Source organism: Pseudomonas mandelii, from assembly GCF_900106065.1.
Classification (GTDB): Bacteria; Pseudomonadota; Gammaproteobacteria; order Pseudomonadales; family Pseudomonadaceae; genus Aquipseudomonas; species Aquipseudomonas mandelii.
In genome coordinates, this window is sequence record NZ_LT629796.1 from 2,567,974 (window position 1) to 2,593,608 (window position 25,635).

A 25,635-nucleotide genomic window follows, 5' to 3' on the forward strand; every position below is an offset into this window, starting at 1 on the left:
GGGGCGCCATTTTTTTTGCCAGAAAAATGGGAGGTTTGTGATTAACTCCGGTCAGTTAGAAAACAAAAAAACGATCGTAAAAACAATCAACTGACTGGCCTTACTGTTTATGAGCACGCTTGCTTATCGAAGGGATATCGACGGTTTACGCGCAATCGCCGTGATTGCCGTGGTGCTGTTCCATTTTGGCGTTCCAGGGTTTACCGGCGGGTTCGTCGGCGTGGACATCTTCTTTGTGATTTCCGGCTACCTGATCACCTCGATCATCTGGAACCAGCGTCAGGTCGGGCGTTTCAGCTTTGTCGACTTCTGGGCCCGCCGTGCCCGGCGAATCCTCCCCGCGCTGTTTGCCATGATCATTGCCGTGCTGGCGGTGGGCTGGTTTCTGTTAGCGCCTAAGGACTATGAAGAACTGGGGCGCTCTGTGCGTTACCAGGTGATGTTTGTCTCCAACATCCTGTTCATGCGTCAGGACGGCTACTTTGACGTTGCTTCCGACCTCAAGCCGTTGCTGCATACCTGGTCGCTGGCGGTTGAAGAGCAGTTCTATATCGTTTTCCCGCTGTTGCTGACGCTGTTGTCGAGTCGCCTGAAAGCCTGGCGTCTGGCGCTGTTCGCCGTATTGCTGGTGTCTTTCGGGCTCAGTGTGTGGGCCGTTGCGCATCACCCTGAGAAAGCGTTTTTCCTGTTGCCGATGCGCGCCTGGGAGTTGTTGGCCGGCGCCATGCTGGCCGTGGCGCCCAGAAGCCAATGGCGCCTGACCACCGCCGGGGCTCAAGTGGTCAGCCTGGCTGGGTTCGGGTTGATTCTGCTGGCGATAGTGGGTTACGACAAAAGCACGCCATTTCCCGGTGTCGCGGCGTTGTTGCCGACCTTGGGCGTGGTTGCACTGATCTGGGCCAACGGACACCGGCAGACCCTGGTGGGTGGGCTGCTGGCCAGTCGCGTACTGGTCGGCGTCGGGCTGATTTCCTATTCCTGGTACCTGTGGCATTGGCCGGTGTTTGTCTTCGCCAGTTACGCCAGTGTCGAGGAGCCCGGCCCGTTTGATATTGCCGGCTTGATTCTGCTCACCCTGGTGCTGGGCTACTTGTCGTGGAAATTTGTCGAGACGCCGTTCCGTGAACGACGGCTGCTGGCGGGGCGTCGGCAGATGCTGCTGGCGGCGGGCGTCGGTGTACTGGTGCTGGGGCTGGCCGGGCAAACGTTGCGCTGGACCCATGGCTTGCCTTCGCGCCTGTCCGATCAAGCGTTGCAGTACGCCAAGGCGAAGGAATGGCGACCGGAACTGATGCGCTGCCTGGCCGACGACAAAACCCCTGACGACAAGCTCTTCTGTCACTACGGGGCGCCGGCGTTGTCGTCACGGCTGCTGGTCTGGGGCGACAGTCACGCCACCGCGCTGATTCCGGTATTCGATGAGGGGGCGCAGAAGCATGGCGTCAGCGTGATTCTCGCCAGTTCAACGGGCTGCCTCCCGGTGGAAGGGCTTGAGCACGATCAACGGTGCGCCCGTTTCAATCGCCGGGTCGAGCAGGAGTTGAAGCCGCAGTCGGTGGGCGATGTGGTGCTTGTCGCGCGCTGGAGCCTGTATCTCTATGGTGATGCGAAAGGCGATCTCGGGCATGCACTGAAAGATGCCCATGGTCGTTATGAAAGGGCCAATGCCGAGCAGCAACTGGCGGAAGGGTTACAGGCGACCATCCGGCAATTGCGCAATGGCGGGCATCGCGTCTGGCTGATCAAGGAAGCGCCGTTGCAACCCTTCAGCCCGCCTTACCGCCTCAGCCGCCTGGCCATGCTGCATCGTCCGACCGATGACGTCGGATTAGCAGTGGCTGAGCACTTCAAGCGCCAGGCGTTCATCAGCCAACTGTTCGCGCAGATAGCGGCGGAGAACCCCGGCGTGACCGTGGTTGATCCGGCGCCATTGCTGTGCGATCACGCGGGCCTGTGCCGCGCCGAACTCGACGGTCATTCGCTGTATACCGACGACAATCACCTGTCGGAAGTCGGTGCGCGCTTTATCGCGCCGGTGCTTGAGCCGCTGTTCAAGCGCTTGCAAGCCCGCACGACACTGGGCAATGGCAACGCAAATGCGGCCAAGTAAGCAGCGATAAGCTGCCAGCGGGCGGCAGAGCAGGTAGGATGTACGCCTATTTTAGGGGTGCCATCGTCAATGAAATTCAAGGATCTTCGGGATTTCGTGCAGCAGCTTGAGCAGCGCGGAGAGTTGAAACGCATCCAGATCCCCGTCTCTCCAGTGCTGGAGATGACAGAAGTCTGTGATCGCACGCTTCGGGCAAAAGGCCCGGCGCTGCTGTTCGAAAACCCGACCGGCTACGACATTCCGGTGCTCGGCAACCTGTTCGGCACCCCCGAGCGGGTGGCGATGGGCATGGGCGCCGAGGCGGTCAGCGAGCTGCGCGAGATCGGCAAGCTGCTGGCCTTCCTCAAAGAGCCCGAGCCGCCGAAGGGCTTGAAAGACGCCTGGTCCAAGCTGCCGATCTTCCGCAAGATCATTGCGATGGCGCCGAAAGTCGTGAAAGACGCGGTGTGCCAGGAAGTGGTCATCGAAGGCGACGACGTCGATCTGGCGATGCTGCCGGTGCAGACCTGCTGGCCCGGCGACGTCGGCCCGCTGATCACCTGGGGCCTGACCGTCACCAAAGGTCCGAACAAAGACCGCCAGAACCTCGGTATCTACCGTCAGCAAGTGATTGGCCGCAACAAGGTCATCATGCGCTGGCTGAGCCACCGGGGCGGCGCGCTGGATTACCGTGAGTGGTGCGAAAAGCATCCCGGCCAGCCGTTCCCGGTCTCCGTGGCCCTGGGCGCTGACCCGGCGACCATCCTTGGCGCCGTGACGCCGGTACCGGACAGCCTCTCCGAATACGCCTTCGCCGGTCTGCTGCGCGGCAACCGCACCGAACTGGTGAAGTGCCGCGGCAACGACCTGCAAGTGCCGGCCACCGCCGAGATCATCCTTGAAGGCGTGATCCATCCGGGCGAGATGGCCGACGAAGGCCCTTACGGCGACCACACTGGCTACTACAACGAAGTCGACAGCTTTCCGGTGTTCACCGTCGAGCGCATTACCCATCGGATCAAACCGATCTACCACAGCACCTACACCGGCCGTCCGCCGGATGAACCGGCGATTCTCGGCGTGGCGCTGAACGAAGTGTTCGTGCCGATCCTGCAGAAGCAGTTCCCGGAAATCACCGACTTCTACTTGCCGCCGGAAGGTTGCTCGTACCGCATGGCCATCGTGACCATGAAGAAGTCGTATCCGGGCCACGCCAAGCGGGTAATGCTCGGTGTCTGGTCGTTTTTGCGACAGTTCATGTACACCAAGTTCGTTATCGTCACAGACGACGATATCAATGCGCGAGACTGGAACGACGTGATCTGGGCCATCACCACGCGCATGGACCCCAAGCGCGACACGGTGATGATCGACAACACGCCGATCGACTACCTCGACTTCGCCTCGCCGGTCTCCGGCCTTGGTTCGAAGATGGGGCTCGATGCCACGCATAAATGGCCGGGCGAAACCACTCGCGAGTGGGGCCGGGTGATCGTCAAGGACGACGCCGTGACCCAACGGATCGATGCCATCTGGAATCAGTTAGGAATAGATTGATGCGTGTAACCTTGCAGCCTTCCGGAGCAGTGCTAGAGATTCTGCCCGGCGAGCGTATTCTCGATGGCGCGCGGCGCCTGGGCTATGAATGCCCGCAAAGCTGTCGTAACGGCAATTGCCACGTGTGCGCGGCGTTGCTGGTGGAAGGCCGGGTCGAACAGGACGGCGGTGTGCGTGACCATGGCGAGTTCTACACTTGCATAGCAGAGCCGCTGGAAGACTGCATCGTGCTGTGGGATGGCGTGCTCGCGCTGGGAGAACTGCCGGTGCGCAGCTTTTCGTGTCAGGTCATTGAATGCAGGGACGTCGGCGGCGATACCTTTCGCGTGCATCTGCGGGCGCCAGCCGGCAAGCCACCGCGTTATCACGCTGGCCAGTATTTGATGATCGAACGTGAAAACGGCGAGAAATCCGCCTTCTCCCTGGCCTCGGCACCGCATTCCGGCCGCGACCTGGAAATTCATGTGTTGGCGCGCGAAAGCAGTGCGCTGAGCCTGATCGAACAACTGCAACGCAACCCGATGGTGCGGATCGAGATGCCGTTCGGCGATACCCATCTGGCGGAACTGCCGGACGGTCCGCTGGTGCTGATTGCCGCTGGCACCGGCATGGGCCAGATCCACAGCCTGATCGAACATTGCCGGGCCGCGGGTTTTAAACGTCCGGTGCATCTGTATTGGGGTGTTCGTCGGCCTGAAGACTTTTATGAAATCGAACATTGGGATGAGTGGCTGAAACTGCCCAATCTGTTCCTGCATAAAGTCGTCAGCGATCAATGCGGCTGGCAGGGGCGTTGCGGCATGTTGCATGAGGCAGTGTGTGAGGACTTCCCTGATCTGAAAGCGCTGCACGTATATGCCAGCGGCTCACCGGCCATGGTCTACGGCACGCTGGATGCGTTGGTTGAAGCGGGGATGGATGCGCATCAGATGCGCGCCGACGTCTTTGCGTACGCGCCACGATCTTGATCCGCGATTTTAATCGTTATAACTCCCCATATAGCCGATCGGTATTTATAGTTTTATATAAATGCCGGTAGGTTATATCCAAGCAAGGCAATTATTTAAGAACTGTGCCATGGCACTTAAATTGCCTGAAAACATATGTGCCTTATTGTTACAGCGGTGCGTTCTATTTAGTAATTCTTTATCCGCGGGGAGCTGAACGCTATTCGCCATGAGCGCCATTGAATCTGCATTTTTGAATCTGGCTTACCCTCCGCGGCTCGATCTGGGGCCGCAGCTTACGCACGAACAATTACTCAGCTCGATGCAGTCGACCATGGCTCGACACAAGGGCGGGCCCGTCTGGTTATTCGCTTATGGTTCGCTGATCTGGCGCCCTGAATGTGCGGCGGTGGAGCGAGTGCGCGGCCGAGTGCATGGCTACCATCGCGGGTTATACCTGTGGTCCCACGAACATCGCGGCACGCCGGAAGTCCCTGGTCTGGTCTTTGGCCTGGATCGCGGCGGTTCTTGCAGCGGCTTCGCTTACCGTTTGCCCGAAGAACAACTGGAAGCCTCGCTTTATGCGCTTTGGCAGCGCGAAATGCCGTTCCCGTCTTATCGGCCACACTGGCTCAACTGCCGTCTCGAAGACGGAAGCCAGGTTCAGGCCTTGGGGTTTGTGTTGGAGCGGCACTTGCCCAGCTATGCCGGCAACTTGCCGGATCATGTGCTGAGCCATGTGTTCGAGAACGCTTGCGGGCGTTACGGCACCACTCGCGATTATGTCGAGCAGACCGCCAACGCCCTGCGTAGCCACGCCATGCCAGACCGGAATCTGGAGGCGCGGCTCAAGCGCTGCCAATCAAAAGCCGATCAGGCGATCGCTTCTTCGCGGGTCTGACTGGCGATTTGCTTGTGCCCCAGCGTGGGCGCCAGGAACGCCATTGCCAGCAAGCAGGCGGCTACCAACAGGATGAAGCCGCCATCCCAGCCGAAGTAGTCCACGGTGTAGCCCATCAGCGCACTGGCCGCGACTGACCCGCCCAAGTAACCGAACAGACCGGTAAAGCCCGCGGCAGTACCGGCGGCCTTTTTCGGTACCAGTTCCAGCGCTTGCAAGCCCACCAGCATCACCGGGCCGTAGATCAGAAAGCCGATCGCGAACAGCGAGATCATGTCGACCATCGGGTTACCCGGCGGATTCAGCCAGTACACGATCGTTGCAACGGTCACCAACGCCATGAACACCATGCCGGTCAGGCCACGGTTGCCACGGAAAACCTTGTCCGACATCCAGCCGCACAGCAACGTGCCCGGAATGCCTGCCCACTCATAGAGGAAATACGCCCACGAACTCTTGTCGAAGTCGAAGTGCTTGACCTCTTTGAGGTAAGTCGGTGCCCAGTCCAGGATGCCGTAGCGCAGCAGGTAGACGAAGACGTTAGCCAGGGCAATGAACCAGAGCATTTTGTTGCGCAGCACGTATTTGACGAAGATGTCCTTGGCGCTGAATTCTTCTTCGTGGCTGGCGTCGTAGCCTTCCGGGTAATCGTTCTTGTACTTCTCGATCGGCGGCAGGCCTGTCGATTGCGGCGTGTCGCGCATCACAATGAACGCAAAGACCGCAACCAGCAGCGCCACGGCGGCCGGGACGTAGAACTTGCTGTGCCAGTCGTTGAACCAGCCCATGCCGAGAATCGCCAGCGGGCCGATCAAGCCACCGCCGACGTTATGCGCGGTGTTCCAGATCGACACCACTTGGCCACGTTCTTTCTGCGACCACCAGTGCACCATGGTGCGGCCACTTGGCGGCCAGCCCATGCCTTGCGCCCAGCCGTTGATGAACAACAGGATGAACATCATGGTCACGCTGGATGTCGCCCACGGTGCGAAACCGAAAACGAACATCACCCCGGCGGAGACCACCAGGCCGAAGGGCAGGAAGTAACGCGGGTTGGAGCGGTCGGACACGATGCCCATCAAAAACTTGGACAGACCGTAGGCGATGGCAATCGCCGACATGGCCACACCCAGTTGACCCTTCGTATAGCCTTGGGCGATCAGATCGGGGAACGCCAGGGTGAAGTTCTTGCGCAGCAGGTAGTAACCCGCATACCCGATGAAAATCCCGGCGAAGATCTGCCAGCGGAGGCGTTTATAGGTGTCGTCTATTTTTTCTTCAGGCAATGGAGCCTGATGTGCGGCAGGACGAAAGAAAGCAAACATTCAAGAGCTCCAGATTTCTTGTTTTGACTGCGGATGCGAATGTTACAGTTTCGTTACCGAAAATAGCACCGGTTCGCATCGACCAAACAGCGGAAATGTGGGCAGTTGCGTGTTCCTTTATGAACATGTCGCACAGGTATAAGTGAAGGGCGTTATGGGAATGGTCCTGGGCGGCGGTTGATGAGGCATTTCAAGCGTCCTGAAAAAGCGGCCCGGACAATCCGGCCCGCTTTTTAAGGTTCAGCGAACCTGTACCACCACTTTCCCGACCGCCTTGCGCTGGCCAAGATCATTGATCGCCTGCGCCGCATTGCTCAGCGGATACACCTGCGAAACCAACGGCCTCAGTTTGCCCTCGGCAAACCAGCCAAATAACTGCTGGAAGTTCGCCGCGTTGTCCTGCGGCTGGCGTTGGGCAAACGAACCCCAGAACACGCCGACTACGGCAGCGCCCTTGAGCAGCGCCAGGTTCACCGGTAGTTCTGGAATGCGTCCGCTGGCGAAACCGACCACCAGCAAGCGGCCATTCCAGGCGATGGCGCGGATGGCCTGGTCGAACAGATCGCCGCCGACCGGGTCGTAAATCACGTCGGCACCCTGGCCGTCGGTCAGGCGTTTGATTTCGTCCTTGAGGCTGGTTTCGCTGTAGTTGATCAGTTCATCGGCGCCGGCTGCCTTGGCCACCGCAAGTTTTTCGGCACTGCTGGCGGCGGCGATCACGCGGGCGCCCATGGCTTTGCCGATTTCCACGGCGGCCAGGCCAACACCGCCGGAAGCGCCGAGCACCAGCAGGGTTTCACCCGGTTGCAGGTTGGCCCGTTGCTTGAGTGCGTGCATCGAGGTGCCGTAAGTCATGCTGAACGCGGCAGCGGTGTTGAAGTCCATCGAGGGCGGAATCGGCAGCACGTTGTAGCCCGGCACGGCGACCTGCTCGGCGAAACTGCCCCAGCCGGTCAGGGCCATGACCCGGTCACCGACCTTGAGGTGGCTGACTTTTTCGCCCACTGCACTGACCACACCGGCCGCTTCGCCACCCGGGGAAAACGGGAAGGGCGGCTTGAATTGGTATTTGCCCTCGATGATCAGCGTGTCCGGGAAATTCACCCCGGCGGCATGCACGTCCAGCAGGATTTCATTCTTCTTCGCGACAGGGCTGGCGACGTCTTCCAGCACCAGCGATTCGGCAGGGCCGAAGGCTTTGCACAGCACGGCTTTCATCAGGGCTATTCCTTTGGGAGTGATGGCCGATAAGTGTAGGTGTGTGAGTCGATGGGTCAACGAGCATGCCCGACCCTGATAGTCAGCCATAAGCTTGTGCTTGAGCGGCGGGTCGTTATGCTAGGCCGCAAACCGGATAAGGAGCGAATTGTGAAAGCGTGGATCATGTTGTTGCTGGCCCTGTCTCTGCCTGTGGCAGCGATGGCCGAAGAAGCCAAAGAAGGTGAAGCTCCGAAGGTCAATTACATCACCTTGAGCCCGCCGTTCGTGGGCAACTATGGGCTGGACGGTACGCCGAAGCTCAAGGTCTACAAGGCCGATGTGGCATTGCGCGTGACCGGTGAGGAGGCGACCAAGGCAGTGAAGGCCAACGAGCCGTTGATCCGTAATCAGCTGGTGGCGTTGTTTGCCCAGCAGACGACCGAAGCGATGAGCAACGTTGAAGCCAAGGAGAAGCTGCGTCAGGAAGCCCTGAAGCAGACTCAGCAAGTGATGAACGATGAGACCGGCAAGCCGATGGTTGAGGATTTGTTGTTCAACAACCTCATCATTCAGTAAGTCTCTCGCTGCCCGGGCCGGCCTCTTCACGAGCAATCCCGCTCCCACAGGAACTGAGCAGAACCCTGTGGGCGCCGGCTTGCCCGCGATTCAGGACGCCAGGCTCTTGCGAAACCGCATCAGCGCCACGCTAAAAAACAGCAGGCCAATGGCGCTCAATGCCAGCAAGTCCGGCCACACCACATTGATCCCCGCGTCGCGAAACAGTATCGCGGCGCTGAGGCTGACGAAGTGGGTCGATGGCGAGCCCTGCATGACCCATTGCAGCCATTGCGGCATGCTGTCGAGCGGCGTACTGCCGCCGGAGAGCAGTAACATCGGGATGATCACCGGAATCGCCAGCAGGCCGAATTGCGGTGTCGAGCGGGCGAGGGTCGCAAGGAATATCCCCAGCGCTGTGCTGGCGAACAGATAAACGGCCGTCACCATCAGGAACAGGGTCATGGAACCGGCCAGCGGCACGCCGAGTGCACCTTTGACGATCACCTCCAGCGAGATCCAGGTGCACAGCACCACCACCAGCATGTTGCTCCAGATTTTCGCCAGCATGATTTCAAGCGCCGTGAGGGGCAGCACCAGCAAATGGTCGAGGGTGCCGTGTTCGCGTTCACGCAACAACGCTGTGCCGGTCAGGATGATGGCGAGGATGGTGATGTTGTTGACGATTTGAATCACCGCCAGGAACCAGCCGCCCTCCAGATTGGTATTGAACAGCGCTCGGGTGGTCAGCAGCACGGGGGCTTTGCTCGCTGCATCGCCTTGTTCACTGTAGGTCTGCAGTTCGCGCTGGAAAATCCGTCCGATGTAGCCCGCCCCCATGAACGCCTGGCTCATGGCTGTGGCGTCGACGTTGACCTGCACGGGTGGCTGGCGGCCAGCCAACAGATCTGCCTGGAAATTGGCCGGAATATTGATGACGAAGGTGAATCGACCGCTGTCCAGCACATCGTCCAGTTGTTCATAGGGCAACGACACCGGCGCCTGGAATTCCGGCGGCTGCAGGGCTTGCGCCAATTGTCGTGACAGGTGGCTGTGATCTTCATCGACCATGGCCACGCTGGCGTTGTGCACGCCAATCACCGAGCCCGCGGCCGGCATGTAGATCGCGACGGTGAAGGCATAGAACAGGAACAGTAGCAACACGCTGTCGTGTCGCAGGCTGGTGAGTTCCTTGAGGCCAAGTCGCAGGATGTGCGCAAGCTTGTGCATCAGGCCTCCTGCTTTTTCAGCATGGCCAGGCTAAGGCCGGTAAACCCCAGGAAAAACCCGAACAGTGCCAGGCATTGCGGCCACAACTGCCGGATATCCAGGGCCTTGGTAAACGTGCCAACGGCAATATCGAGGAAGTAACCCGCCGGGAACAGCATCCCCATGACAGCGGCCGCGCCATCGAGTGACGAGCGCGGCACGATCAAGCCGGAGAACTGAATGGTCGGCAGACTGGTAATGATCATGGTGCCGAGAATGGCGGCAATCTGGGTTCGGGTGAACGCCGAAATCAACAGGCCCATGCTGGTGGTCGCCAGCACGTAGAGCAGCCCGCCGAAGGCCAGGGTCAGGCCGCTGCCCTTGAAAGGCACGCCGAACAGCCAGCGATTCATAGCCGTCAGGACGGCGAGGTTGATCAAGCTGATGGCCAGATATGGCGCTTGCTTACCTAGCAGGAACTCCAGTCGCGTCAGCGGTGTGGCGTAGAAGTTGGTGATCGAGCCCAGTTCTTTCTCCCGCACGATGCCCAGCGCCGTCAGCATGGCCGGGATGAACGCCAGGATCAGCGCCATCACCCCGGGACCGATGGCGTTGACGCTGACGACATCCTGGTTGTAGCGGAAGCGGGTTTCCAGTTGGGCTGCCGCTTGCCGGTTCAGTGCGGGGCTGGACTGCTCGGCCAATTGCAACAGGTTGCCCTGGTGTACCGCTTCCACGTAATTGCGGCTGGTTTCGGCGCGAAACGGCATGCCGCCATCGAGCCAGGCCGCGACAGCGGGTTGGCGACCGGCGAACAAGTCCCGGCCGAATCCCGGCGGGACTTCCAGCGCCAGTTTGATTTCCGAGCGCTGTAATCGTCGATGCAATTGCGCCGGATCGCTGATGGGCGGTTGTTCGTCGAAGTAACGGGAGCTGCGGAAAGCCTCCAGATACGCCCGGCTTTGTGGCGTCTGGTCCTGGTCGTAAACCGCGAAGGCGAGTTTTTCCACATCCAGGGAAATGCCGTAGCCGAAAATCACCATCATGAACATCGCCCCGAGCAGGGCAAAGGCCATGCGCACTTTATCGCGCAGCAACTCCTTGCCTTCACGACTCGCCAGCGCCCGCAACCGTCCAAAACTGAAGCGGCTGTCTTGCATCGGGGCGACGGGGGCGAGCGTCGTGTCGATGGGCGTTGGTGGCGCCGCCGTTGCGATCGGGCCCTGGGCCTGCTCCAGGCAGGTGACGAACGCCGCCTCCAGAGTCTGGCCCTTGAACTGCAGTTGCAGAGCCGCCGGGGTGTCGCAGGCCAGGACCTTGCCGGCGTGCATCAGCGAGATGCGGTCACAGCGCTGGGCTTCGTTCATGAAATGCGTGGAGAGGAAAATTGTCACGCCCTGTTCGCGAGACAGTTCGATCAGCAGCCGCCAGAAATCATCCCGTGCGGCCGGGTCGACGCCGGACGTCGGTTCGTCGAGGATCAGCACTTCGGGGCGATGTAGCACCGCCACCGCCAGGGATAAGCGTTGGCGCAGGCCCAGTGGCAGTGCTCCGGACGGCTGATGAGCGACGCTGCCCAGGTTGAAGCGCTGGATCAGCTCATCGATGCGTTGTGCGCTCTCGGCCTTGGGCAAATCGAACAGTCGGGCGTGCAAGTCCAGATTCTGCCGCACGCTGAGCTCGCCATAGAGCGAGAAACTCTGGGACATGAAGCCGACGCGTTTGCGGGTGGCAAGATCCTTGGCGTTCACCGGATTGCCCAGCAGCGTGGCGCGGCCTTCGCTGGCCGGGATCAGCCCGGTGAGGACTTTCATGGTGGTGGTTTTGCCGCAGCCATTGGAGCCCAGAAACCCGAAAATCTCGCCGCGGCCGATGGCGAAGCTGACCTTGTCCACCGCCGTGAAATCGCCGAAGCGCAGGGTCAGGTCATGGGCTTCGATGGCGATGTCGGCCGTGGCGTTGGTTCGGGCAGGGATCACCAGCGGCTGGTTGTCACGGCCGCTGTCGCCCTGAAAGTGAGTAAAGGCCTCATCGAGCTTGCCGCTGGGGGTCGCTGCCCCGAGGTCGCGGGTCAAGCCGGCGGCAATCAGTTTGCCGCCATCGAGCATCAGGCAGTGTTCGAATTGCTCGGCCTCTTCCATGTACGCGGTGGCAACCAACAGCGTCAATTGCGGACGTTGACGCCGGACGTCATCAATCAATTCCCAGAAGCGCCGCCGGGACAGCGGATCGACGCCGGTGGTCGGTTCATCGAGGATCAACAGGTCGGGTTCATGAATCAGCGCACAACAGAGGCCCAGCTTCTGTTTCATGCCGCCCGATAACTTGCCCGCCGGGCGCTCGGCAAACCGCTGCAGGTCGGTGGCCAGCAACAGACTTTGCATGCGCTGATCGCATTCGGCTCCGGACAGGCCGAACAAAGTGGCGAAGAAGTGAATGTTTTCGCTGATCGAAAGCTCGGGATACAGGTTGCCGCCCAGGCCTTGAGGCATGAACGCAATTCGCGAATAGAGGCTGATACGGTGGCGCCGGTCCTGGATCGAGCCGCTGAGCACGTCCAGTTGGCCGTCTTGCAGCGTCTTCACGCCGGCAATCAATCCCAGCAGGCTGGATTTCCCGGCGCCGTCCGGACCGATCAAGCCGCACCGGGTGCCGGCGGGCAGGCTGAACGTGATGTCGGTCAGCACCTGCTGTTGGCCGTATCGGTGCTGAAGGCCGGTGGCTTGCAGCGCCAGGCCGGTCATTGAAGATTGGCCGGCCAGCCAATGGGCGCGGTGCGCACGTAGCCGTTACCGGGCATCCCCGGTTTGGCCTGGGGCACGCTGCTGGGTTGGGTCAGGCGCAGCTTGACCCGAAACACCAGTTTCTGACGTTCGTCGCGGGTCTCGACTTCTTTGGGGGTGAATTGCGATTTGGCTGCCACGAAGCTGATTTTCGCCGGCAACGGCTGGCCGGGCAGGGCGTCCAGCAGGATCCGCGCTTCATCACCGACCGCCAGGCGTCCCACTACGGATGTGGCGAGATAGAGGTTCATGTACTGATCGTTCGGATCAATCAGCAACAACACCCGCCCACCGGCGCCGAGGACTTCACCGGGTTCGGCCATGCGCAGCTGAATCACCCCGTCAATGGGCGCCCGCAGGCTGCTGTCGTCAATCTCGTTGGTCAGCTGAGCGACTTGTGCCTGCGCCGCGCCAATGGCGGCGCCGACGGCGGACACCTGCGCACGGGCCGCGGTGACGGCCGCGTTGCTCGTTTCGAAGCGAGATTGTTGCTGATCGATGGTCTGGCCACTGGAGAAGCCGCGCTTGAACAATTCCTGAGAACGGCTGAGCTCTTGGTGGGCAAGCCGTTGCTCGCTCTGGCGCAGTTGCACATTGGCCTGGGCGGCATTGAGGTTTTCCCGGGCGCGTATCACTTCGGCTTCGGCCTGGTTGCGCTGGGCTTCGAGGGTCCGGGTGTCCATGCGTGCCAGCAGTTGACCCTTGGTCACCTTATCGCCTTCATCGACCAGGACTTCGGCCAGCCGGCCGGCTGTTTTGCTGGCGATCTGTACTTCAGTGGCTTCAAGTCGGCCATTACCGACATACAACCCTTCGGGCAGTCGGCTAAGGGTCGACTTCCAATAACCAAAACCCCCAGCGGCCAGTAACACTGCCCCCAGTAAAAAGGCGAAAAAAAGTGAAGAGCGGCGGTGAATCGACATGTCGGCATCCTGCGTCTGTAGCGTCGTAGTCTGACAGGCAAGCGGCGGGGCGACTTGATATCCGTCAACGGGGTGTCACGTCTGACCGATCCAGGCCAGAGCGTCGGGCGGTTCAGCTTGTTTAGCGCAGGCCGAGCACCGCTGTCCATTGCTCGGCGGTAACCGGCATCACCGACAACCTTGAGCCTTTCTGCACCAATGGCATCTCGGCCAACGCCGTCTGCTGCTTCAAGTAATCCAGCTTCAACACCTTGGAAAACGTCTCGACATGCGCAACATCAATCGCGCTCCAGGCGTTTTTCTCTGGCGTGGCCTTTGGATCGTAGTAATGACTTTCCGGCTCCAGCGCCGTTGGGTCCGGATACGCCGCTTGAATAATCTTTCCGATCCCGGCAATCCCGGGCTCCGGGCAGCTGGAGTGATAGAAGAAAAACTCGTCGCCCACCGCCATCGTCCGCAAAAAGTTACGCGCCTGATAGTTGCGAACCCCATCCCAGCGCGCTTTGCCAAGCTTCGCCAGGTCTTTGATCGAGAGTTCATCGGGCTCGGATTTCATCAGCCAATAGGCCATGGTTTTTGCTCCTTGCGAGGTGATTGGGCAAGTTGTCGGGCAATTTTATGACAAACCGACAGTCGGTTGACGCCAGCGTTTGCGTGTCAGTTCACGTTGCCGCAAAATGCCGGCCTTCTAAGCTTGACGCTGCTGCACGGCCTACACCTACAACGGAAACCGCTGCTGTCATCGTGTTGATGTGCCTTTGGGGGGCAATCGATGAAACGCAAACCGGATTTACTATGGATTTTGGTTATTTTGTTCGGCCTCGGCGTCGTGACCACCGGCTATGCCCAAAGCCTGTGGAACAACAAGACTGACGCGCCAATCGAAATCGCACAGCAACAACAGCCATCGGCCTTCAAGCGCTGAGCCTGTTTTTCGGACGCCGCTGATTCCAGTGGCGTCTAGCCTGCGAAATACCACGCCTTGTCGGTAACCGTTCCTTGCAACGGCACATCCCAGCTCGCCTGAGCCAATCGTTCTACCTTCTGACATTCATGGGCCAGGCCCAGCAGCGTCGGCTTGCGCCATTTTTTTCGCCGCGCCAGGTAGGCGAGGCTTCGATCATAGAAACCGCCGCCCATTCCCAGGCGGCCGCCGACGTCGTCAAATCCCACCAATGGCAACAGCACCAGGTCCAGCGCCCAGACTTTGCGCTGGCGGGCGAGGTTGTGCCGGGGTTCGAGAATACGAAAGCGGTTGGGTTTGAGTTTTTCACCGGGACGAATCCGCTGGAACACCATTTTGGTCCGCGGCCAGGCACTGAGTACCGGTAGATAAGTCGCCTTGCCCCGACGTTGCGCCGCGCGCAGCAACAGGCGCGGGTCGATTTCACCGTCGGTGGGCAGGTAGAGGGAGATGTGTTTGGCCCGGCGAAACAACGGCTGCTGAGCCAGTTGCTTGTAAAGCCCGCGAGCAGCCTGGCGTTGCTGACTGGGGGTCAGTGCGCGGCGGGCCTTGCGCAGCATGCGTCGAAGTTGCGGGCGGGGCAGCAGCGCAGATTCGGTCATGGATTCAGGCTTCGACAGGACGGATACGTAAAGCGTACCCGTAAAAAAGCCGATGCCGGTATTTAAACCGGCATCGGACTGGAATCAGGCTCCCCGGATGAACCGCTGCTGACTTAGCCCTTGAACCCGAAAGTTCAAGGTGGAAGATGCAGTAGGCTTTAAGGCTTTCCGTCTAGCGGACATGCACACCAGCCCAACGTGCAGCCTCCAGGGTAGTGCGAATCGGCTCAGGGACGTGGTCAACTGGCAAGCACCCCAGGGAGTGATGCGAGTATACCCCAAGCGGTTTCGTGTTTCAGCCCTTGGTGACGTCCGGATCGGTGGCAAGCACCAGATCGACGCGATCCAGCAGGTCGCGAACCTGCTCGCGAGTCGAGCCACTGGCCTGCACATCCGGGCGTTCTTCCTTGTGCAGAAGATCGTGCGTGATGTTCAGCGCGGCCATCACGGCAATGCGGTCGGCGCCGATGACTTTGCCGCTGCTGCGGATTTCACGCATCTTCCCGTCCAGGTAACGGGCGGCGCTCACCAGGTTGCTGCGCTCTTCCTGGGGGCAGATGATCGAATATTCTTTATCGAGGATCTGCACGGTAACGCTATTGCTTGAACTCATGAGTCTTGCTCCAGGGCCTTGAGGCGCGAAATCATTGATTCGACCTTACGCCGGGCGATTTCGTTCTTTTCAATGAGGTGAGCGCGTTCCTCGCGCCAGGTTTTTTCCTGAGCTAATAGGAGTCCGTTTTGACTCTTAAGTTGCTCGACCCGATTAATTAGCAGTTCGAGTCTGGCCATCAGCGCTTGCAGGTCGGTGTCTTCCATTGTGTCCACTGAATAGTCTGATGGGGGTAACGGGCGGACAGCCTTTAATAGTCTTGGCGAGTCTGTCGATGTAGGATACAAGGCCTTCATTCTAGACATAGCGCCGTCTGGCGCCTAGCTGCCCATGCCCATTCAGAATTCCCCGTACCAAGCCTTCGCCACCCTGCTGACTTCCAGCGGTCATAACGTCTCGCCTGCCGAACTGCACGGCCTGCTGCTCGGCCGCAGCTGCGCCGGTGCAGGTTTCGATGCCGAAGGCTGGCTGGTCGATGCCGCCGAACTGCTCGAAACTGAGCCCCAGGATAATGTCCGCAATGCCTTGATCGGCTTGCAGGAGATGGTCAAGGGCGAGCTCACCGGCGACGACGTCACCGTGGTTCTGCTGCTGCCGACCGATGACGCGCCACTGGCTGACCGTGCCGCGGCACTGGGCCAATGGTGCCAGGGCTTTCTCAGCGGTTTCGGCCTGAACTGCCGCGACAGCAGCATGCTGAGCACCGAAGCCACCGAAGTGTTGCAGGATCTGGCGGCCATTTCCCAGGTGCAAGACGCCCTGGAAGAGTCCGAAGACGGCGAAAGCGACTACATGGAAGTGATGGAATACCTGCGCGTTGCGCCGCTGCTGCTGTTCTCCGAAACCAAAAAAGCGGAAGAGCCGGCTGCGGCCAAGCCGTCGCTGCATTAATTGTTGCCAGGGAACGCCATCTGCCCATGATTCATATCCCGAAATCGGAATACAGCCGTCGCCGCAAGGCCCTGATGGCGCAGATGGAACCCAACAGCATCGCCATCCTGCCCGCCGCCGCAGTAGCCATACGCAACCGCGACGTCGAGCACGTCTACCGGCAGGACAGCGACTTCCAGTACCTCAGCGGCTTCCCCGAACCTCAGGCCGTCATCGTACTGATGCCCGGTCGCGAACATGGCGAGTACATTCTGTTCTGCCGTGAACGCAACGCCGAGCGAGAACTGTGGGACGGCCTGCGCGCCGGCCAGGAAGGCGCAATCCGCGACTTCGGCGCCGACGATGCGTTTCCCATCACCGACATCGACGACATCCTGCCGGGCCTGATCGAAGGGCGCGACCGGGTGTATTCGGCCATGGGCAGCAACCCGGAATTCGACCGGCACCTGATGGAGTGGATCAACGTGATCCGCTCTAAAGCGCACCTCGGCGCCCAGCCGCCGAACGAATACGTTGCCCTGGATCATCTGCTGCACGACATGCGCCTGTATAAATCGGCGGCAGAGGTGAAGGTGATGCGCGAAGCCGCACGGATTTCCGCCCAGGCGCATATCCGGGCGATGCAAGCCAGCCGGGCCGGGCTGCATGAGTTCAGCCTCGAAGCCGAACTCGATTACGAGTTCCGCAAGGGCGGGGCGAAGATGCCCGCCTACGGTTCGATCGTCGCCGCCGGGCGTAACAGCTGCATCCTGCATTACCAGCAAAATGACGCCGTGCTCAAGGATGGCGACCTGGTGTTGATCGACGCCGGTTGCGAGATCGACTGCTACGCCAGCGACATCACCCGCACCTGGCCAGTCAACGGCAAGTATTCACCGGAGCAGAAAGCGATTTACGAGTTGGTGCTGGCGTCGCAAGAAGCCGCATTCGCCGAAATCGCCCCGAACAAACACTGGAATCAGGCGCACGAAGCCACGGTCCGGGTGATTACCTCCGGTCTGGTGAAGTTGGGCCTGTTGCAGGGCGACGTCGACGAGTTGATCGCCAGCGAAGCCTATAAAGCGTTTTACATGCATCGTGCCGGCCATTGGTTGGGCATGGATGTGCATGACGTCGGCGAATACAAGGTCGGCGGCGAATGGCGGGTGCTGGAAGTCGGCATGGCGCTCACTGTGGAACCGGGCATCTACATTGCCCCGGACAACCAGAACGTAGCGAAGAAATGGCGCGGCATTGGCGTGCGCATCGAGGACGACGTGGTGGTCACCAAAAACGGTTGTGAAATCCTGACCCAAGGCGTGCCGAAAACGGTCGCCGAGATCGAGGCCTTGATGGCTGCTGCGCGGACACAAGCGGCATGAGTCGAGTCAATCTGGCAATTATCGGTGGCGGCCTGGTGGGCGCCAGCCTCGCATTGGCGTTGCAGGCCGGGGCCAAGGCCCGTGGCTGGAAGATCGTGCTGATCGAACCGTTTGCCCCCGGCGATACGTATCAGCCGAGCTATGACGCCCGTTCTTCGGCGCTGTCCTACGGGGCCAAACAGATTTATCAACGGTTGGGCGTGTGGCAGGAAATCTCCCGCCGCGCCGAGCCGATCAAGCAGATTCATGTCTCCGACCGTGGACGTTTTTCCACCGCCCGTTTGTCGGCGATGGAAGAGGGCGTGCCGGCGCTGGGTTATGTGGTGGAAAACGCCTGGCTCGGCCAATGCCTCTGGCAGGGCCTGGACAAGGATGTGGTCACTTGGCGTTGCCCGGCGGAAGTCACGCGCATGGAACCGCTGACCGATGGCTATCGCCTGACCCTCAACGATGAAACCACCCTGGAATGCGACCTTGCGGTGCTCGCTGATGGCGGCCGTTCGGGCCTGCGCGAGCAATTGGGCATCGGCATCAAAAAGCGTCCGTACAACCAGAGCGCACTGATTGCCAACATCACCCCGAGCGAAGCGCATAACGGCGTGGCCTTCGAGCGCTTCACCGATGACGGCCCGATGGCGTTGTTGCCGCTGCCGGACAACCGCTGCGCCCTGGTCTGGACCCGCTTAGGGATGGACGCGCAACGACTGGCGGCGCTGGATGAGCGCAGTTTCCTCAGCGAGTTGCAGGGCGTGTTCGGTTATCGCCTTGGCACCCTGAAGCAGGTGGGCGCGCGGCATCTGTACCCATTGACGCTGATCGAAGCCGAAGAGCAAGTGCGTCCGCATCTGGCCATCCTCGGCAACGCCGCCCACAGCCTGCACCCGATTGCCGGCCAGGGCTTCAACCTGTCCTTGCGTGATGCTCAAGCCCTGGCCGATGCGCTGCTGGCGAGCGACACGTCGCCCGGCGACTTCGCGACCTTGCAGGCTTATCGCGAGCGTCAGCGCATGGATCAGAACCTGACTGTGGGTTTCTCCGATCAGGTGACCCGTTTGTTCGGCAGCACCCAGCCACTGGTTTCGCTGGGCCGCAACATCGGCCTGCTCGGTCTCGATCTGCTGCCGCCGGCCAAGCGCTGGTTCGCCCGGCAAGCCATGGGCCTGGGTACGCGTCCCGATGCTTAAGTGGCTGACTGATACGTTCGGTAAAGCGCGGTTGATGCGGTGGTTCATGACCTTCTACCCGCCGTACCTCGGTGCCGGGGTGCGGGTGCAGCACATCAGCGATGACTTCCGGGACATTCAAGTGTCCATGGGACTGAGTTGGTACAACCGCAATTACGTCGGTACCCAGTTTGGCGGCAGCCTGTATTCGATGGTCGACCCGTTCTACATGCTGATGCTGATGGAAAACCTCGGTCGTCAGTTCATTGTCTGGGACAAGGCTGCCGACATCGATTTCATCGCGCCGGGCAAAGGCCCGGTGTTCGCCCGCTTCAGCATCGACGAGACCTTGCTCGACGAGATCCGTCGACAGACAGCGAACGGCGAAAAGTACCTGCCGCAGTTGCAGGTCGATATTCATGACGGTGCCGGCGCCCTGGTGGCGCGGGTGCAGAAAACCCTTTACGTGCGGCTCAAACCGCAAGCGAGACAGGCTTAAAGCATGGAAATGCGCGCAGATCTGCTGATTGTCGGGGCCGGAATGGTCGGCAGCGCCCTGGCGCTGGCGTTGCAGGACAGCGGGCTGGAAGTCCTGTTGCTGGACGGCAGCCCGATGAGCGTCAAACCCTTTGATGCCCAGGCGCCGTTCGAACCGAGGGTGAGTGCCTTGTCGGCGGCCAGCCAGCGTATTCTCGAGCGCCTGGGCGTGTGGGACGGCATCGCCAATCGCCGCAGCAGCCCTTACACCGACATGCAGGTCTGGGATGGCAGCGGCACCGGGCAGATTCGTTTCTCGGCCGCCAGTGTGCATGCCGACGTGCTGGGCCATATCGTCGAGAACCGCGTGGTTCAGGATGCCTTGCTGGATCGTCTGCACGACTGCGACCTCGGGATGCTGGCCAATGCGCGTCTGGAGCAGATGCGCCGCTCCGGCGATGACTGGCTGCTGACCCTGGCCGATGGTCGCACCTTGCGCGCGCCCCTGGTGATAGCGGCGGATGGCGCCAATTCGGCGGTGCGGCGCCTGACCGGCGTGGCCACGCGCGAGTGGGACTATCTGCACCATGCGATCGTCACCAGCGTGCGCAGCTCCAAACCTCATCAAATGACCGCGTGGCAGCGCTTCACCGACAACGGTCCATTGGCGTTTCTGCCGTTGGAGCGGGACGGTCAGCAGGATTGGTGTTCGATTGTCTGGTCGACCACGCCGAGCGAAGCCGAACGCCTGATGGCGCTGGACGACGGCGCTTTCTGTCTCGAATTGGAACGCGCCTTTGAAGGCCGGCTCGGCACGGTGCTCAGCGCCGACCCGCGTTTGTGCGTGCCGCTGCGTCAGCGGCATGCCAAGCGATATGTGGCTGAAGGTTTGGCGTTGATCGGTGATGCGGCGCATACCATTCACCCGCTGGCCGGGCAGGGCGTCAACCTCGGTTTCCTCGACGCCGCTGTGCTGGCCGAAGTGCTGCTGCAAGCGGCAGGGCGCGGCGAGCGATTGGCGGATGTGAAGGTGCTCAGTCGTTACGAGCGTCGGCGCATGCCGCACAACCTGGCGTTGATGGCGGCGATGGAAGGCTTTGAACGCTTGTTCCAGGCGGATCCGTTGCCGGTTCGCTGGTTGCGTAATGCCGGGTTGAAGATGGTTGACCAGATGCCGGAAGCCAAGGCGTTGTTCGTGCGCGAAGCGCTGGGGTTGATCGGGGATTTGCCGGCGCTGGCCAAGGCCTGACATCTTCATTGCGGCAGACGGCCTCATCGCGAGCAGGCTCGCTCCCACAATTGAAATGCATTCCCCTGTGGGAGCGAGCCTGCTCGCGATGGCGTTGGTACATTCACCCCCCATGTCGACCATGCAACATTTGGTAACGCCTCCGCGAACTGTTCGATTGAGAAGCTAAATGTGAGTCCTTATCATTTGCCCTCCATTTTCCAATCGAGAGATCGCTCCCATGTTGGCACCGAAGCGTCTACTGACTGCACTCGCCCTGACCCTGATCGGTAGCACCACTGCCCAGGCCGCCGACGAGGTGGTGGTTTACTCCTCGCGTATCGACGAGCTGATCAAGCCGGTCTTCGATGCCTACACCGCGAAAACCGGTGTGCAGGTGAAGTTCATCACCGACAAGGAAGCGCCGTTGATGCAGCGGATCAAGGCCGAGGGCGAGAACGCCACCGCCGACCTGCTGTTGACCGTCGATGCCGGCAACCTCTGGCAGGCTGAGCAGATGGGCATCCTGCAACCGTTCACCTCCAAGGTGATCGACGCCAACATCCCGCTGCAATACCGCTCCTCGGCTCACGCCTGGACTGGCTTGAGCCTGCGGGCCCGGACCATCGCCTACTCCACCGCGCGGGTGAAACCGGGCGAGCTGACCACTTACGAAGCGCTGGCCGATAAAAACTGGGAAGGTCGCCTGTGCCTGCGCACGGCGAAGAAGGTCTACAACCAGTCCTTGACCGCCACCATGATCGAAGTGCACGGCGCCGAAAAAACCGAGAAGATCCTCAAAGGTTGGGTCAACAACCTGTCCACCGATGTGTTCTCCGATGACATCGCGGTGCTGGAAGCGATCAACGCTGGGCAATGCGACGTCGGCATCGTCAACACTTACTACTATGGCCGCCTGCACAAACAGAAGCCTGACCTGGCCGTGAAGCTGTTCTGGCCGAACCAGGGCGATCGCGGCGTACACGTGAACCTGTCGGGCATCGGCCTGACCAAGCATGCACCGCATCCAGAAGCCGCCAAAGCCCTGGTTGAATGGATGACCACCCCTGAAGCGCAGAAGATCTTCGCTGACGTGAACCAGGAATTCCCGGCTAACCCTGCGGTTCAGCCGTCTGCGGAAGTGGCGAGCTGGGGCAAGTTTGTGGCGGATACGCTACCGGTGGAAATTGCCGGCAAGCGTCAGGCTGAAGCGATTCGCATGATGGATCGGGCTGGCTGGAACTGACTTCACCGTTATTGTGGCGAGCGGCTACCTGTGGCGAGGGAGCTTGCTCCCGCTGGGCTGCGAAGCGGCCCTGTTGGCGTCGACAGGTCAGGATCGAGATGATCTGATAACCTCCTGCGGCTGCTTCGCACCCGAGCGGGAGCAAGCTCCCTCGCCACAAAATGGAGCCGACTTCAGGTTAGAGTCGGCCCATATTTTCTAGAGAATCCCCTTGGCCCACCCCGCCCAACGCCGCTGGTATCCCCTGGTCTTCGCCATCGCCGCGCTGGTCCTGCTGCCCCTGAGCGTCCTGTTCTTCTCCTGGCAAACCATCGATCAGCAAATCTGGTCCCACCTCTGGGACACCCAGATGCCGCGCCTGCTGGGCAATACCCTGACCCTGGTGCTCGGCGTCGGTATCGGCGTCACGCTCCTGGGTGTGAGCCTCGCCTGGCTCACCAGCCTCTGCGAATTTCCCGGCCGGCGTTGGCTGGACTGGGCGCTGATGCTGCCATTTGCCATTCCTGCTTACGTGCTGGCCTTCGTCTTCGTCGGCCTGCTGGATTTCGCCGGCCCCGTGCAAACCATGCTGCGCGAATGGTTCGGCACCGAGCTGCGATTGCCGAGAGTGCGTTCCACCGGCGGCGTCATCCTTGTTCTGGTGCTGGTGTTTTATCCTTACGTTTACCTGCTGGCGCGCACTGCGTTCCTGGCCCAAGGCAAAGGCCTGATGGAAGCGGCGCGGGTGCTGGGGCAATCGCCGTGGCAGGCGTTCTGGCGAGTGGCCTTGCCCATGGCGCGGCCGGCGATTGGTGCCGGTGTGGCCTTGGCACTGATGGAAACCCTGGCGGACTTCGGTGCGGTGTCGGTGTTCAACTTCGACACGTTCACCACCGCCATCTACAAAACCTGGTACGGATTTTTCAGCCTCTCCACCGCCGCGCAACTGGCCAGCCTGTTACTGCTGGTGGTGATGGTCGTGTTGTACGGCGAACGGCGTGCTCGCGGGGCCAACCGCACCAGCAATGAACGACCCCGGATCAAGGCGCTGTACCACCTGCGGGGTTTCAAGGCGTTGGCGGCCATGACTTGGTGTGGCCTGGTGTTCGCCTGTGCCTTCGTCATTCCGATGCTGCAACTGGTGGTGTGGTTCTGGCAGCGTGGACGCTTCGACCTGGATGAGCGTTACGCCGGTCTGATCGTCCACACCTTGTACCTGGGCGGCATGGCCGCGCTGATCACCGTCAGCGTTGCCTTGGTGCTGGCATTTGCCCGGCGTCTGGCACCGACCCGGGCGATCCGCTCCGGTATCAGCCTGGCCAATCTCGGCTACGCCCTGCCGGGTTCGGTGCTGGCGGTGTCGATCATGCTGGCGTTCAGTTATCTGGATCGCGAGCTGGTCATCCCGCTGTCGGGCTGGCTCGGTGGCGCGGGCAAGCCATTGCTGCTGGGCAGTCTGTCGGCGTTGTTGCTGGCCTATCTGGTGCGTTTCATCGCCGTGGCCTACGGACCGCTGGAAAGCAGCCTGGCGCGAATACGGCCATCTTTGCCCGAAGCGGCACGTAGCCTTGGGGTCAGTGGGCCACGACTGTTTTTCAAAGTGTATCTGCCGTTATTGCTGCCCGGCACGTTGAGTGCCGCGTTGCTGGTGTTCGTCGATGTGCTCAAGGAAATGCCCGCGACCCTGCTGATGCGCCCGTTTGGCTGGGACACGCTGGCTGTTCGGATCTTTGAAATGACCAGCGAAGGGGAGTGGGCGAGAGCTTCGTTGCCGGCCTTGACTCTGGTTTTGGTCGGGCTGTTACCGGTCATCGGATTGATTCGACGTTCGGCGCATCGAAACGCCTAGGTGTCAGTCCTACACCTTGAGGCTACAATGCGCGGCATTCGGTGCGGTCCGTCCTACGGACCTGGTAGCTGACATCGGCTCAAAGCCTTCTATTTCAAGGCTTTCGCCCGTAAAGCACCGGCCCGCACCTTCGCCACGCCCGGAAGGAGAAACCCATGGGACAGCGCACGCCTCTGTATGACCTTCATCTCGCCCTAGGCGCGAAGATGGTCGATTTTGGCGGTTGGGATATGCCTCTGCATTACGGATCGCAGGTCGAGGAACACCATCAGGTGCGCCGCGATTGCGGGGTTTTCGATGTATCCCACATGACCGTGATTGATGTCACCGGCCCCCAGGCCAAAGCCTGGCTCCAGCATTTGCTGGCCAATGACGTCGAGCGCCTGCACAGCCCTGGCCGTGCCTTGTACAGCACCATGCTCAACGAGCGCGGCGGCATCGTCGACGACATGATCGTCTACCGTCTCGAGGACGGTTATCGGCTGGTGGTCAACGCCTCCACCCGCAATCAGGACCTCGCCTGGATGCAGGCCCATCTCGATGGTTTCGATGTGCAGCTCAACGAGCGCTCCGAACTGGCGATGCTGGCGATTCAAGGCCCCCATGCCCGGCACAAGATTTCCGAACTGGTCACCCAGTCCCGCGGCAACCTGATCCAGATGCTCAAGCCTTTTGAAGGTCAGCCTGACGGCGACTGGTTCATCGCGCGCACCGGATATACCGGTGAAGATGGCCTGGAGATCGTTCTACCCGCCAATCAGGCGCCAGGGTTTTTCAACGACCTGGTGGGCGCGGGCATTTCTCCTATCGGCCTGGGTGCCCGGGATACCTTGCGTGTCGAAGCCGGCATGAACCTGTACGGCCAGGACATTCATCAAGACGTTTCACCGCTGGCCTCGAACATGGCCTGGAGCATTGCCTGGGAACCGGCCACTCGCCAGTTCATTGGTCGCAGCGCCCTGGAAGCCGAGCGGGCGGGTGGTGTGCAGCACAAACTGGTCGGTCTGGTCCTTGAGGAACGTGGGGTTTTGCGCGCTCATCAAGTGGTCCGTATCGCCAATGTTGGCGAAGGAGAGATCACCAGTGGTAGTTTCTCTCCTACGCTTAGCAAGTCGATAGCACTGGCGCGCGTGCCGATGGCAACTGCCGACCGCGCAGAAGTGGAAATCCGTGGCAAGTGGTACCCGGTCCGGGTGGTCAAACCGACCTTCGTCCGCCATGGCAAAACCTTGATCTAACCTTTTTGGCGGGCAACGACCGCTGACAATTCTCTTGAGGACACAGAACATGAGCGATATCCCTGCCGACCTGCGTTTTGCCGAAAGTCACGAATGGGCCCGTCTGGAAGCCGATGGAACCGTTACCGTGGGCATCAGCGATCACGCTCAGGAAGCCTTGGGCGATGTGGTGTTCGTTGAGCTGACTGAAGTTGGAAAAGTTTTCGCTGCCGGTGATGTTGCCGGTGTGGTCGAGTCGGTCAAAGCCGCTTCCGATATCTATTCTCCTATCGGTGGTGAAGTGACCGCTGTCAACGACGCTCTGGGTGACTCTCCGGAAAGCCTCAACTCTGACCCATACAGCGCGTGGATCTTCAAACTCAAGCCTAGCGACAAGGCTGAGCTGGACAAGCTGCTCGATGCAGCCGGCTACAAGGCCGCCATCGGCGAGTAAGCCTTCAGCGTCATCCCAAAGCCCCGACGTGTCGGGGCTTTTTTTCGCCTGACGGATTTCCCTGTGGGAGCGGGCAAGCCTCGCTCCTGCACGGGTTCGCTG

General features: G+C 60.6%; 24 protein-coding genes and 1 other RNA gene. 15 read left to right on the plus strand and 10 right to left on the minus strand.

Going from position 1 to position 25,635, the window contains the following annotated elements; all coding sequences use genetic code 11:
- Nucleotides 1-109: 109 nt before the first annotated feature.
- The 4 genes from BLU63_RS11590 to BLU63_RS11605 all read left to right on the plus strand — a co-directional run bounded on the left by BLU63_RS11590 (nucleotide 110) and on the right by BLU63_RS11605 (nucleotide 5,494).
- Entirely contained in the window at nucleotides 110-2,110 is a 2,001-nt protein-coding gene (locus BLU63_RS11590; RefSeq protein ID WP_083375493.1) for an acyltransferase family protein, read from the plus strand.
- A gap of 69 nt (nucleotides 2,111-2,179) precedes the next feature.
- Nucleotides 2,180-3,646, plus strand: coding sequence for a 4-hydroxy-3-polyprenylbenzoate decarboxylase (gene ubiD / locus BLU63_RS11595; protein ID WP_007942423.1), 1,467 nt, complete (start codon nucleotides 2,180-2,182; stop codon nucleotides 3,644-3,646).
- Nucleotides 3,646-4,614, plus strand: coding sequence for a CDP-6-deoxy-delta-3,4-glucoseen reductase (locus tag BLU63_RS11600; protein ID WP_083375494.1), 969 nt, complete (start codon nucleotides 3,646-3,648; stop codon nucleotides 4,612-4,614). Before ubiD ends, BLU63_RS11600 begins: the two co-directional genes overlap by 1 nt.
- A 208-nt stretch (nucleotides 4,615-4,822) precedes the next feature.
- Nucleotides 4,823-5,494: a gamma-glutamylcyclotransferase gene (locus BLU63_RS11605; RefSeq protein ID WP_083375495.1), complete on the plus strand. Its 672-nt coding sequence runs from the start codon at nucleotides 4,823-4,825 to the stop codon at nucleotides 5,492-5,494.
- On the opposite strand, the gene glpT is transcribed toward BLU63_RS11605, so the two are convergent.
- A complete protein-coding gene (gene glpT, locus BLU63_RS11610) occupies nucleotides 5,467-6,819 on the minus strand; it encodes a glycerol-3-phosphate transporter (RefSeq protein ID WP_010465017.1) in 1,353 nt (450 codons plus the stop codon). The two genes, BLU63_RS11605 and glpT, sit on opposite strands and share 28 nt — an antisense overlap.
- Nucleotides 6,820-7,059: 240 nt before the next feature.
- Entirely contained in the window at nucleotides 7,060-8,037 is a 978-nt protein-coding gene (locus BLU63_RS11615) for an NADPH:quinone oxidoreductase family protein (RefSeq protein ID WP_010465014.1), read from the minus strand.
- Nucleotides 8,038-8,187: 150 nt separating this feature from the next.
- On the opposite strand from BLU63_RS11615, the gene BLU63_RS11620 reads away from it, so the two are divergent.
- Nucleotides 8,188-8,595, plus strand: coding sequence for a flagellar basal body-associated protein FliL (locus tag BLU63_RS11620; protein WP_010465012.1), 408 nt, complete (start codon nucleotides 8,188-8,190; stop codon nucleotides 8,593-8,595).
- 90 nt (nucleotides 8,596-8,685) lie between these two features.
- Here the strand turns inward: BLU63_RS11620 and BLU63_RS11625 are convergent, their stop codons facing one another.
- The 4 genes from BLU63_RS11625 to BLU63_RS11640 form a co-directional block, all read right to left on the minus strand.
- Nucleotides 8,686-9,804, minus strand: a complete 1,119-nt coding sequence (locus tag BLU63_RS11625) for an ABC transporter permease (RefSeq protein ID WP_083375496.1) — start codon at nucleotides 9,802-9,804, stop codon at nucleotides 8,686-8,688.
- Nucleotides 9,804-12,527, minus strand: coding sequence for a ribosome-associated ATPase/putative transporter RbbA (gene rbbA, locus BLU63_RS11630; RefSeq protein WP_083375497.1), 2,724 nt, complete (start codon nucleotides 12,525-12,527; stop codon nucleotides 9,804-9,806). The genes BLU63_RS11625 and rbbA overlap by 1 nt, the downstream gene beginning before the upstream one ends.
- A complete protein-coding gene (locus BLU63_RS11635) occupies nucleotides 12,524-13,489 on the minus strand; it encodes an HlyD family secretion protein (RefSeq protein ID WP_083375498.1) in 966 nt (321 codons plus the stop codon). The genes rbbA and BLU63_RS11635 overlap by 4 nt, the downstream gene beginning before the upstream one ends.
- A gap of 121 nt (nucleotides 13,490-13,610) precedes the next feature.
- Nucleotides 13,611-14,060 (minus strand): EVE domain-containing protein, encoded by a 450-nt coding sequence (locus BLU63_RS11640; protein WP_077747168.1) that lies wholly within the window; start codon nucleotides 14,058-14,060, stop codon nucleotides 13,611-13,613.
- 201 nt (nucleotides 14,061-14,261) lie between these two features.
- Between BLU63_RS11640 and BLU63_RS32730 the strand changes: the two genes are divergently transcribed.
- Nucleotides 14,262-14,414 (plus strand): hypothetical protein, encoded by a 153-nt coding sequence (locus BLU63_RS32730; RefSeq protein WP_007942433.1) that lies wholly within the window; start codon nucleotides 14,262-14,264, stop codon nucleotides 14,412-14,414.
- A 35-nt stretch (nucleotides 14,415-14,449) separates the two neighbouring features.
- On the opposite strand, the gene BLU63_RS11645 is transcribed toward BLU63_RS32730, so the two are convergent.
- The 4 genes from BLU63_RS11645 to BLU63_RS11660 all read right to left on the minus strand — a co-directional run bounded on the left by BLU63_RS11645 (nucleotide 14,450) and on the right by BLU63_RS11660 (nucleotide 15,874).
- Nucleotides 14,450-15,055, minus strand: a complete 606-nt coding sequence (locus BLU63_RS11645) for a 5-formyltetrahydrofolate cyclo-ligase (RefSeq protein WP_083375499.1) — start codon at nucleotides 15,053-15,055, stop codon at nucleotides 14,450-14,452.
- Between the two features lie 86 nt (nucleotides 15,056-15,141).
- A non-coding RNA gene (gene ssrS, locus BLU63_RS11650) (6S RNA) lies at nucleotides 15,142-15,320 on the minus strand.
- A 30-nt stretch (nucleotides 15,321-15,350) separates the two neighbouring features.
- Entirely contained in the window at nucleotides 15,351-15,668 is a 318-nt protein-coding gene (locus BLU63_RS11655) for a cell division protein ZapA (protein ID WP_007942435.1), read from the minus strand.
- Nucleotides 15,665-15,874: a TIGR02449 family protein gene (locus BLU63_RS11660; RefSeq protein ID WP_003213954.1), complete on the minus strand. Its 210-nt coding sequence runs from the start codon at nucleotides 15,872-15,874 to the stop codon at nucleotides 15,665-15,667. Before BLU63_RS11660 ends, BLU63_RS11655 begins: the two co-directional genes overlap by 4 nt.
- A 124-nt stretch (nucleotides 15,875-15,998) precedes the next feature.
- On the opposite strand from BLU63_RS11660, the gene BLU63_RS11665 reads away from it, so the two are divergent.
- The 9 genes from BLU63_RS11665 to gcvH all read left to right on the plus strand — a co-directional run bounded on the left by BLU63_RS11665 (nucleotide 15,999) and on the right by gcvH (nucleotide 25,533).
- Complete coding sequence (locus BLU63_RS11665) at nucleotides 15,999-16,559, plus strand: YecA/YgfB family protein (RefSeq protein ID WP_010464994.1); 561 nt, start codon at nucleotides 15,999-16,001, stop codon at nucleotides 16,557-16,559.
- 26 nt (nucleotides 16,560-16,585) lie between these two features.
- Nucleotides 16,586-17,920 carry a Xaa-Pro aminopeptidase gene (gene pepP / locus BLU63_RS11670; protein WP_083375500.1) on the plus strand — a complete coding sequence of 445 codons (1,335 nt, stop codon included), beginning with the start codon at nucleotides 16,586-16,588 and terminating at the stop codon, nucleotides 17,918-17,920.
- On the plus strand, nucleotides 17,917-19,104 hold the full coding sequence (gene ubiH / locus BLU63_RS11675) for a 2-octaprenyl-6-methoxyphenyl hydroxylase (RefSeq protein WP_083375501.1): 1,188 nt from the start codon (nucleotides 17,917-17,919) through the stop codon (nucleotides 19,102-19,104). The genes pepP and ubiH overlap by 4 nt, the downstream gene beginning before the upstream one ends.
- The gene (locus tag BLU63_RS11680; protein ID WP_010464988.1) at nucleotides 19,097-19,582 is read left to right on the plus strand and encodes a DUF4442 domain-containing protein; all 486 of its coding nucleotides are present in this window, start codon (nucleotides 19,097-19,099) and stop codon (nucleotides 19,580-19,582) included. The genes ubiH and BLU63_RS11680 overlap by 8 nt, the downstream gene beginning before the upstream one ends.
- A gap of 9 nt (nucleotides 19,583-19,591) precedes the next feature.
- Nucleotides 19,592-20,809, plus strand: coding sequence for a 2-octaprenyl-3-methyl-6-methoxy-1,4-benzoquinol hydroxylase (locus tag BLU63_RS11685; protein ID WP_167362292.1), 1,218 nt, complete (start codon nucleotides 19,592-19,594; stop codon nucleotides 20,807-20,809).
- A 220-nt stretch (nucleotides 20,810-21,029) separates the two neighbouring features.
- Nucleotides 21,030-22,034: an extracellular solute-binding protein gene (locus BLU63_RS11690; RefSeq protein ID WP_083375503.1), complete on the plus strand. Its 1,005-nt coding sequence runs from the start codon at nucleotides 21,030-21,032 to the stop codon at nucleotides 22,032-22,034.
- 211 nt (nucleotides 22,035-22,245) lie between these two features.
- A complete protein-coding gene (locus BLU63_RS11695) occupies nucleotides 22,246-23,862 on the plus strand; it encodes an ABC transporter permease (RefSeq protein WP_083375504.1) in 1,617 nt (538 codons plus the stop codon).
- Nucleotides 23,863-24,017: 155 nt separating this feature from the next.
- A complete protein-coding gene (gene gcvT / locus BLU63_RS11700; protein ID WP_010464981.1) occupies nucleotides 24,018-25,100 on the plus strand; it encodes a glycine cleavage system aminomethyltransferase GcvT in 1,083 nt (360 codons plus the stop codon).
- A gap of 49 nt (nucleotides 25,101-25,149) precedes the next feature.
- A complete protein-coding gene (gcvH, locus tag BLU63_RS11705) occupies nucleotides 25,150-25,533 on the plus strand; it encodes a glycine cleavage system protein GcvH (protein ID WP_083375505.1) in 384 nt (127 codons plus the stop codon).
- Nucleotides 25,534-25,635 lie beyond the last annotated feature (102 nt).

Bases quoted from the DNA above. Each gene is read 5' to 3' on its own strand.
- rbbA (WP_083375497.1), bottom strand. From the start codon at position 12,527: ATGACCGGCCTGGCGCTGCAAGCCACCGGCCTTCAGCACCGATACGGC.
- ubiD (WP_007942423.1), top strand. From the start codon at position 2,180: ATGAAATTCAAGGATCTTCGGGATTTCGTGCAGCAGCTTGAGCAGCGC.
- BLU63_RS11655 (WP_007942435.1), bottom strand. From the start codon at position 15,668: ATGAGTTCAAGCAATAGCGTTACCGTGCAGATCCTCGATAAAGAATAT.
- BLU63_RS11645 (WP_083375499.1), bottom strand. From the start codon at position 15,055: ATGACCGAATCTGCGCTGCTGCCCCGCCCGCAACTTCGACGCATGCTG.
- BLU63_RS11660 (WP_003213954.1), bottom strand. From the start codon at position 15,874: ATGGAAGACACCGACCTGCAAGCGCTGATGGCCAGACTCGAACTGCTA.
- BLU63_RS11605 (WP_083375495.1), top strand. From the start codon at position 4,823: ATGAGCGCCATTGAATCTGCATTTTTGAATCTGGCTTACCCTCCGCGG.
- BLU63_RS11665 (WP_010464994.1), top strand. From the start codon at position 15,999: ATGCCCATTCAGAATTCCCCGTACCAAGCCTTCGCCACCCTGCTGACT.
- gcvH (WP_083375505.1), top strand. From the start codon at position 25,150: ATGAGCGATATCCCTGCCGACCTGCGTTTTGCCGAAAGTCACGAATGG.
- gcvT (WP_010464981.1), top strand. From the start codon at position 24,018: ATGGGACAGCGCACGCCTCTGTATGACCTTCATCTCGCCCTAGGCGCG.
- BLU63_RS11615 (WP_010465014.1), bottom strand. From the start codon at position 8,037: ATGAAAGCCGTGCTGTGCAAAGCCTTCGGCCCTGCCGAATCGCTGGTG.
- BLU63_RS11625 (WP_083375496.1), bottom strand. From the start codon at position 9,804: ATGCACAAGCTTGCGCACATCCTGCGACTTGGCCTCAAGGAACTCACC.
- BLU63_RS11690 (WP_083375503.1), top strand. From the start codon at position 21,030: ATGTTGGCACCGAAGCGTCTACTGACTGCACTCGCCCTGACCCTGATC.
- glpT (WP_010465017.1), bottom strand. From the start codon at position 6,819: ATGTTTGCTTTCTTTCGTCCTGCCGCACATCAGGCTCCATTGCCTGAA.
- pepP (WP_083375500.1), top strand. From the start codon at position 16,586: ATGATTCATATCCCGAAATCGGAATACAGCCGTCGCCGCAAGGCCCTG.
- BLU63_RS11635 (WP_083375498.1), bottom strand. From the start codon at position 13,489: ATGTCGATTCACCGCCGCTCTTCACTTTTTTTCGCCTTTTTACTGGGG.
- BLU63_RS11640 (WP_077747168.1), bottom strand. From the start codon at position 14,060: ATGGCCTATTGGCTGATGAAATCCGAGCCCGATGAACTCTCGATCAAA.
- BLU63_RS11685 (WP_167362292.1), top strand. From the start codon at position 19,592: ATGCGCGCAGATCTGCTGATTGTCGGGGCCGGAATGGTCGGCAGCGCC.
- BLU63_RS11680 (WP_010464988.1), top strand. From the start codon at position 19,097: ATGCTTAAGTGGCTGACTGATACGTTCGGTAAAGCGCGGTTGATGCGG.
- ubiH (WP_083375501.1), top strand. From the start codon at position 17,917: ATGAGTCGAGTCAATCTGGCAATTATCGGTGGCGGCCTGGTGGGCGCC.
- BLU63_RS11590 (WP_083375493.1), top strand. From the start codon at position 110: ATGAGCACGCTTGCTTATCGAAGGGATATCGACGGTTTACGCGCAATC.
- BLU63_RS11600 (WP_083375494.1), top strand. From the start codon at position 3,646: ATGCGTGTAACCTTGCAGCCTTCCGGAGCAGTGCTAGAGATTCTGCCC.
- BLU63_RS32730 (WP_007942433.1), top strand. From the start codon at position 14,262: ATGAAACGCAAACCGGATTTACTATGGATTTTGGTTATTTTGTTCGGC.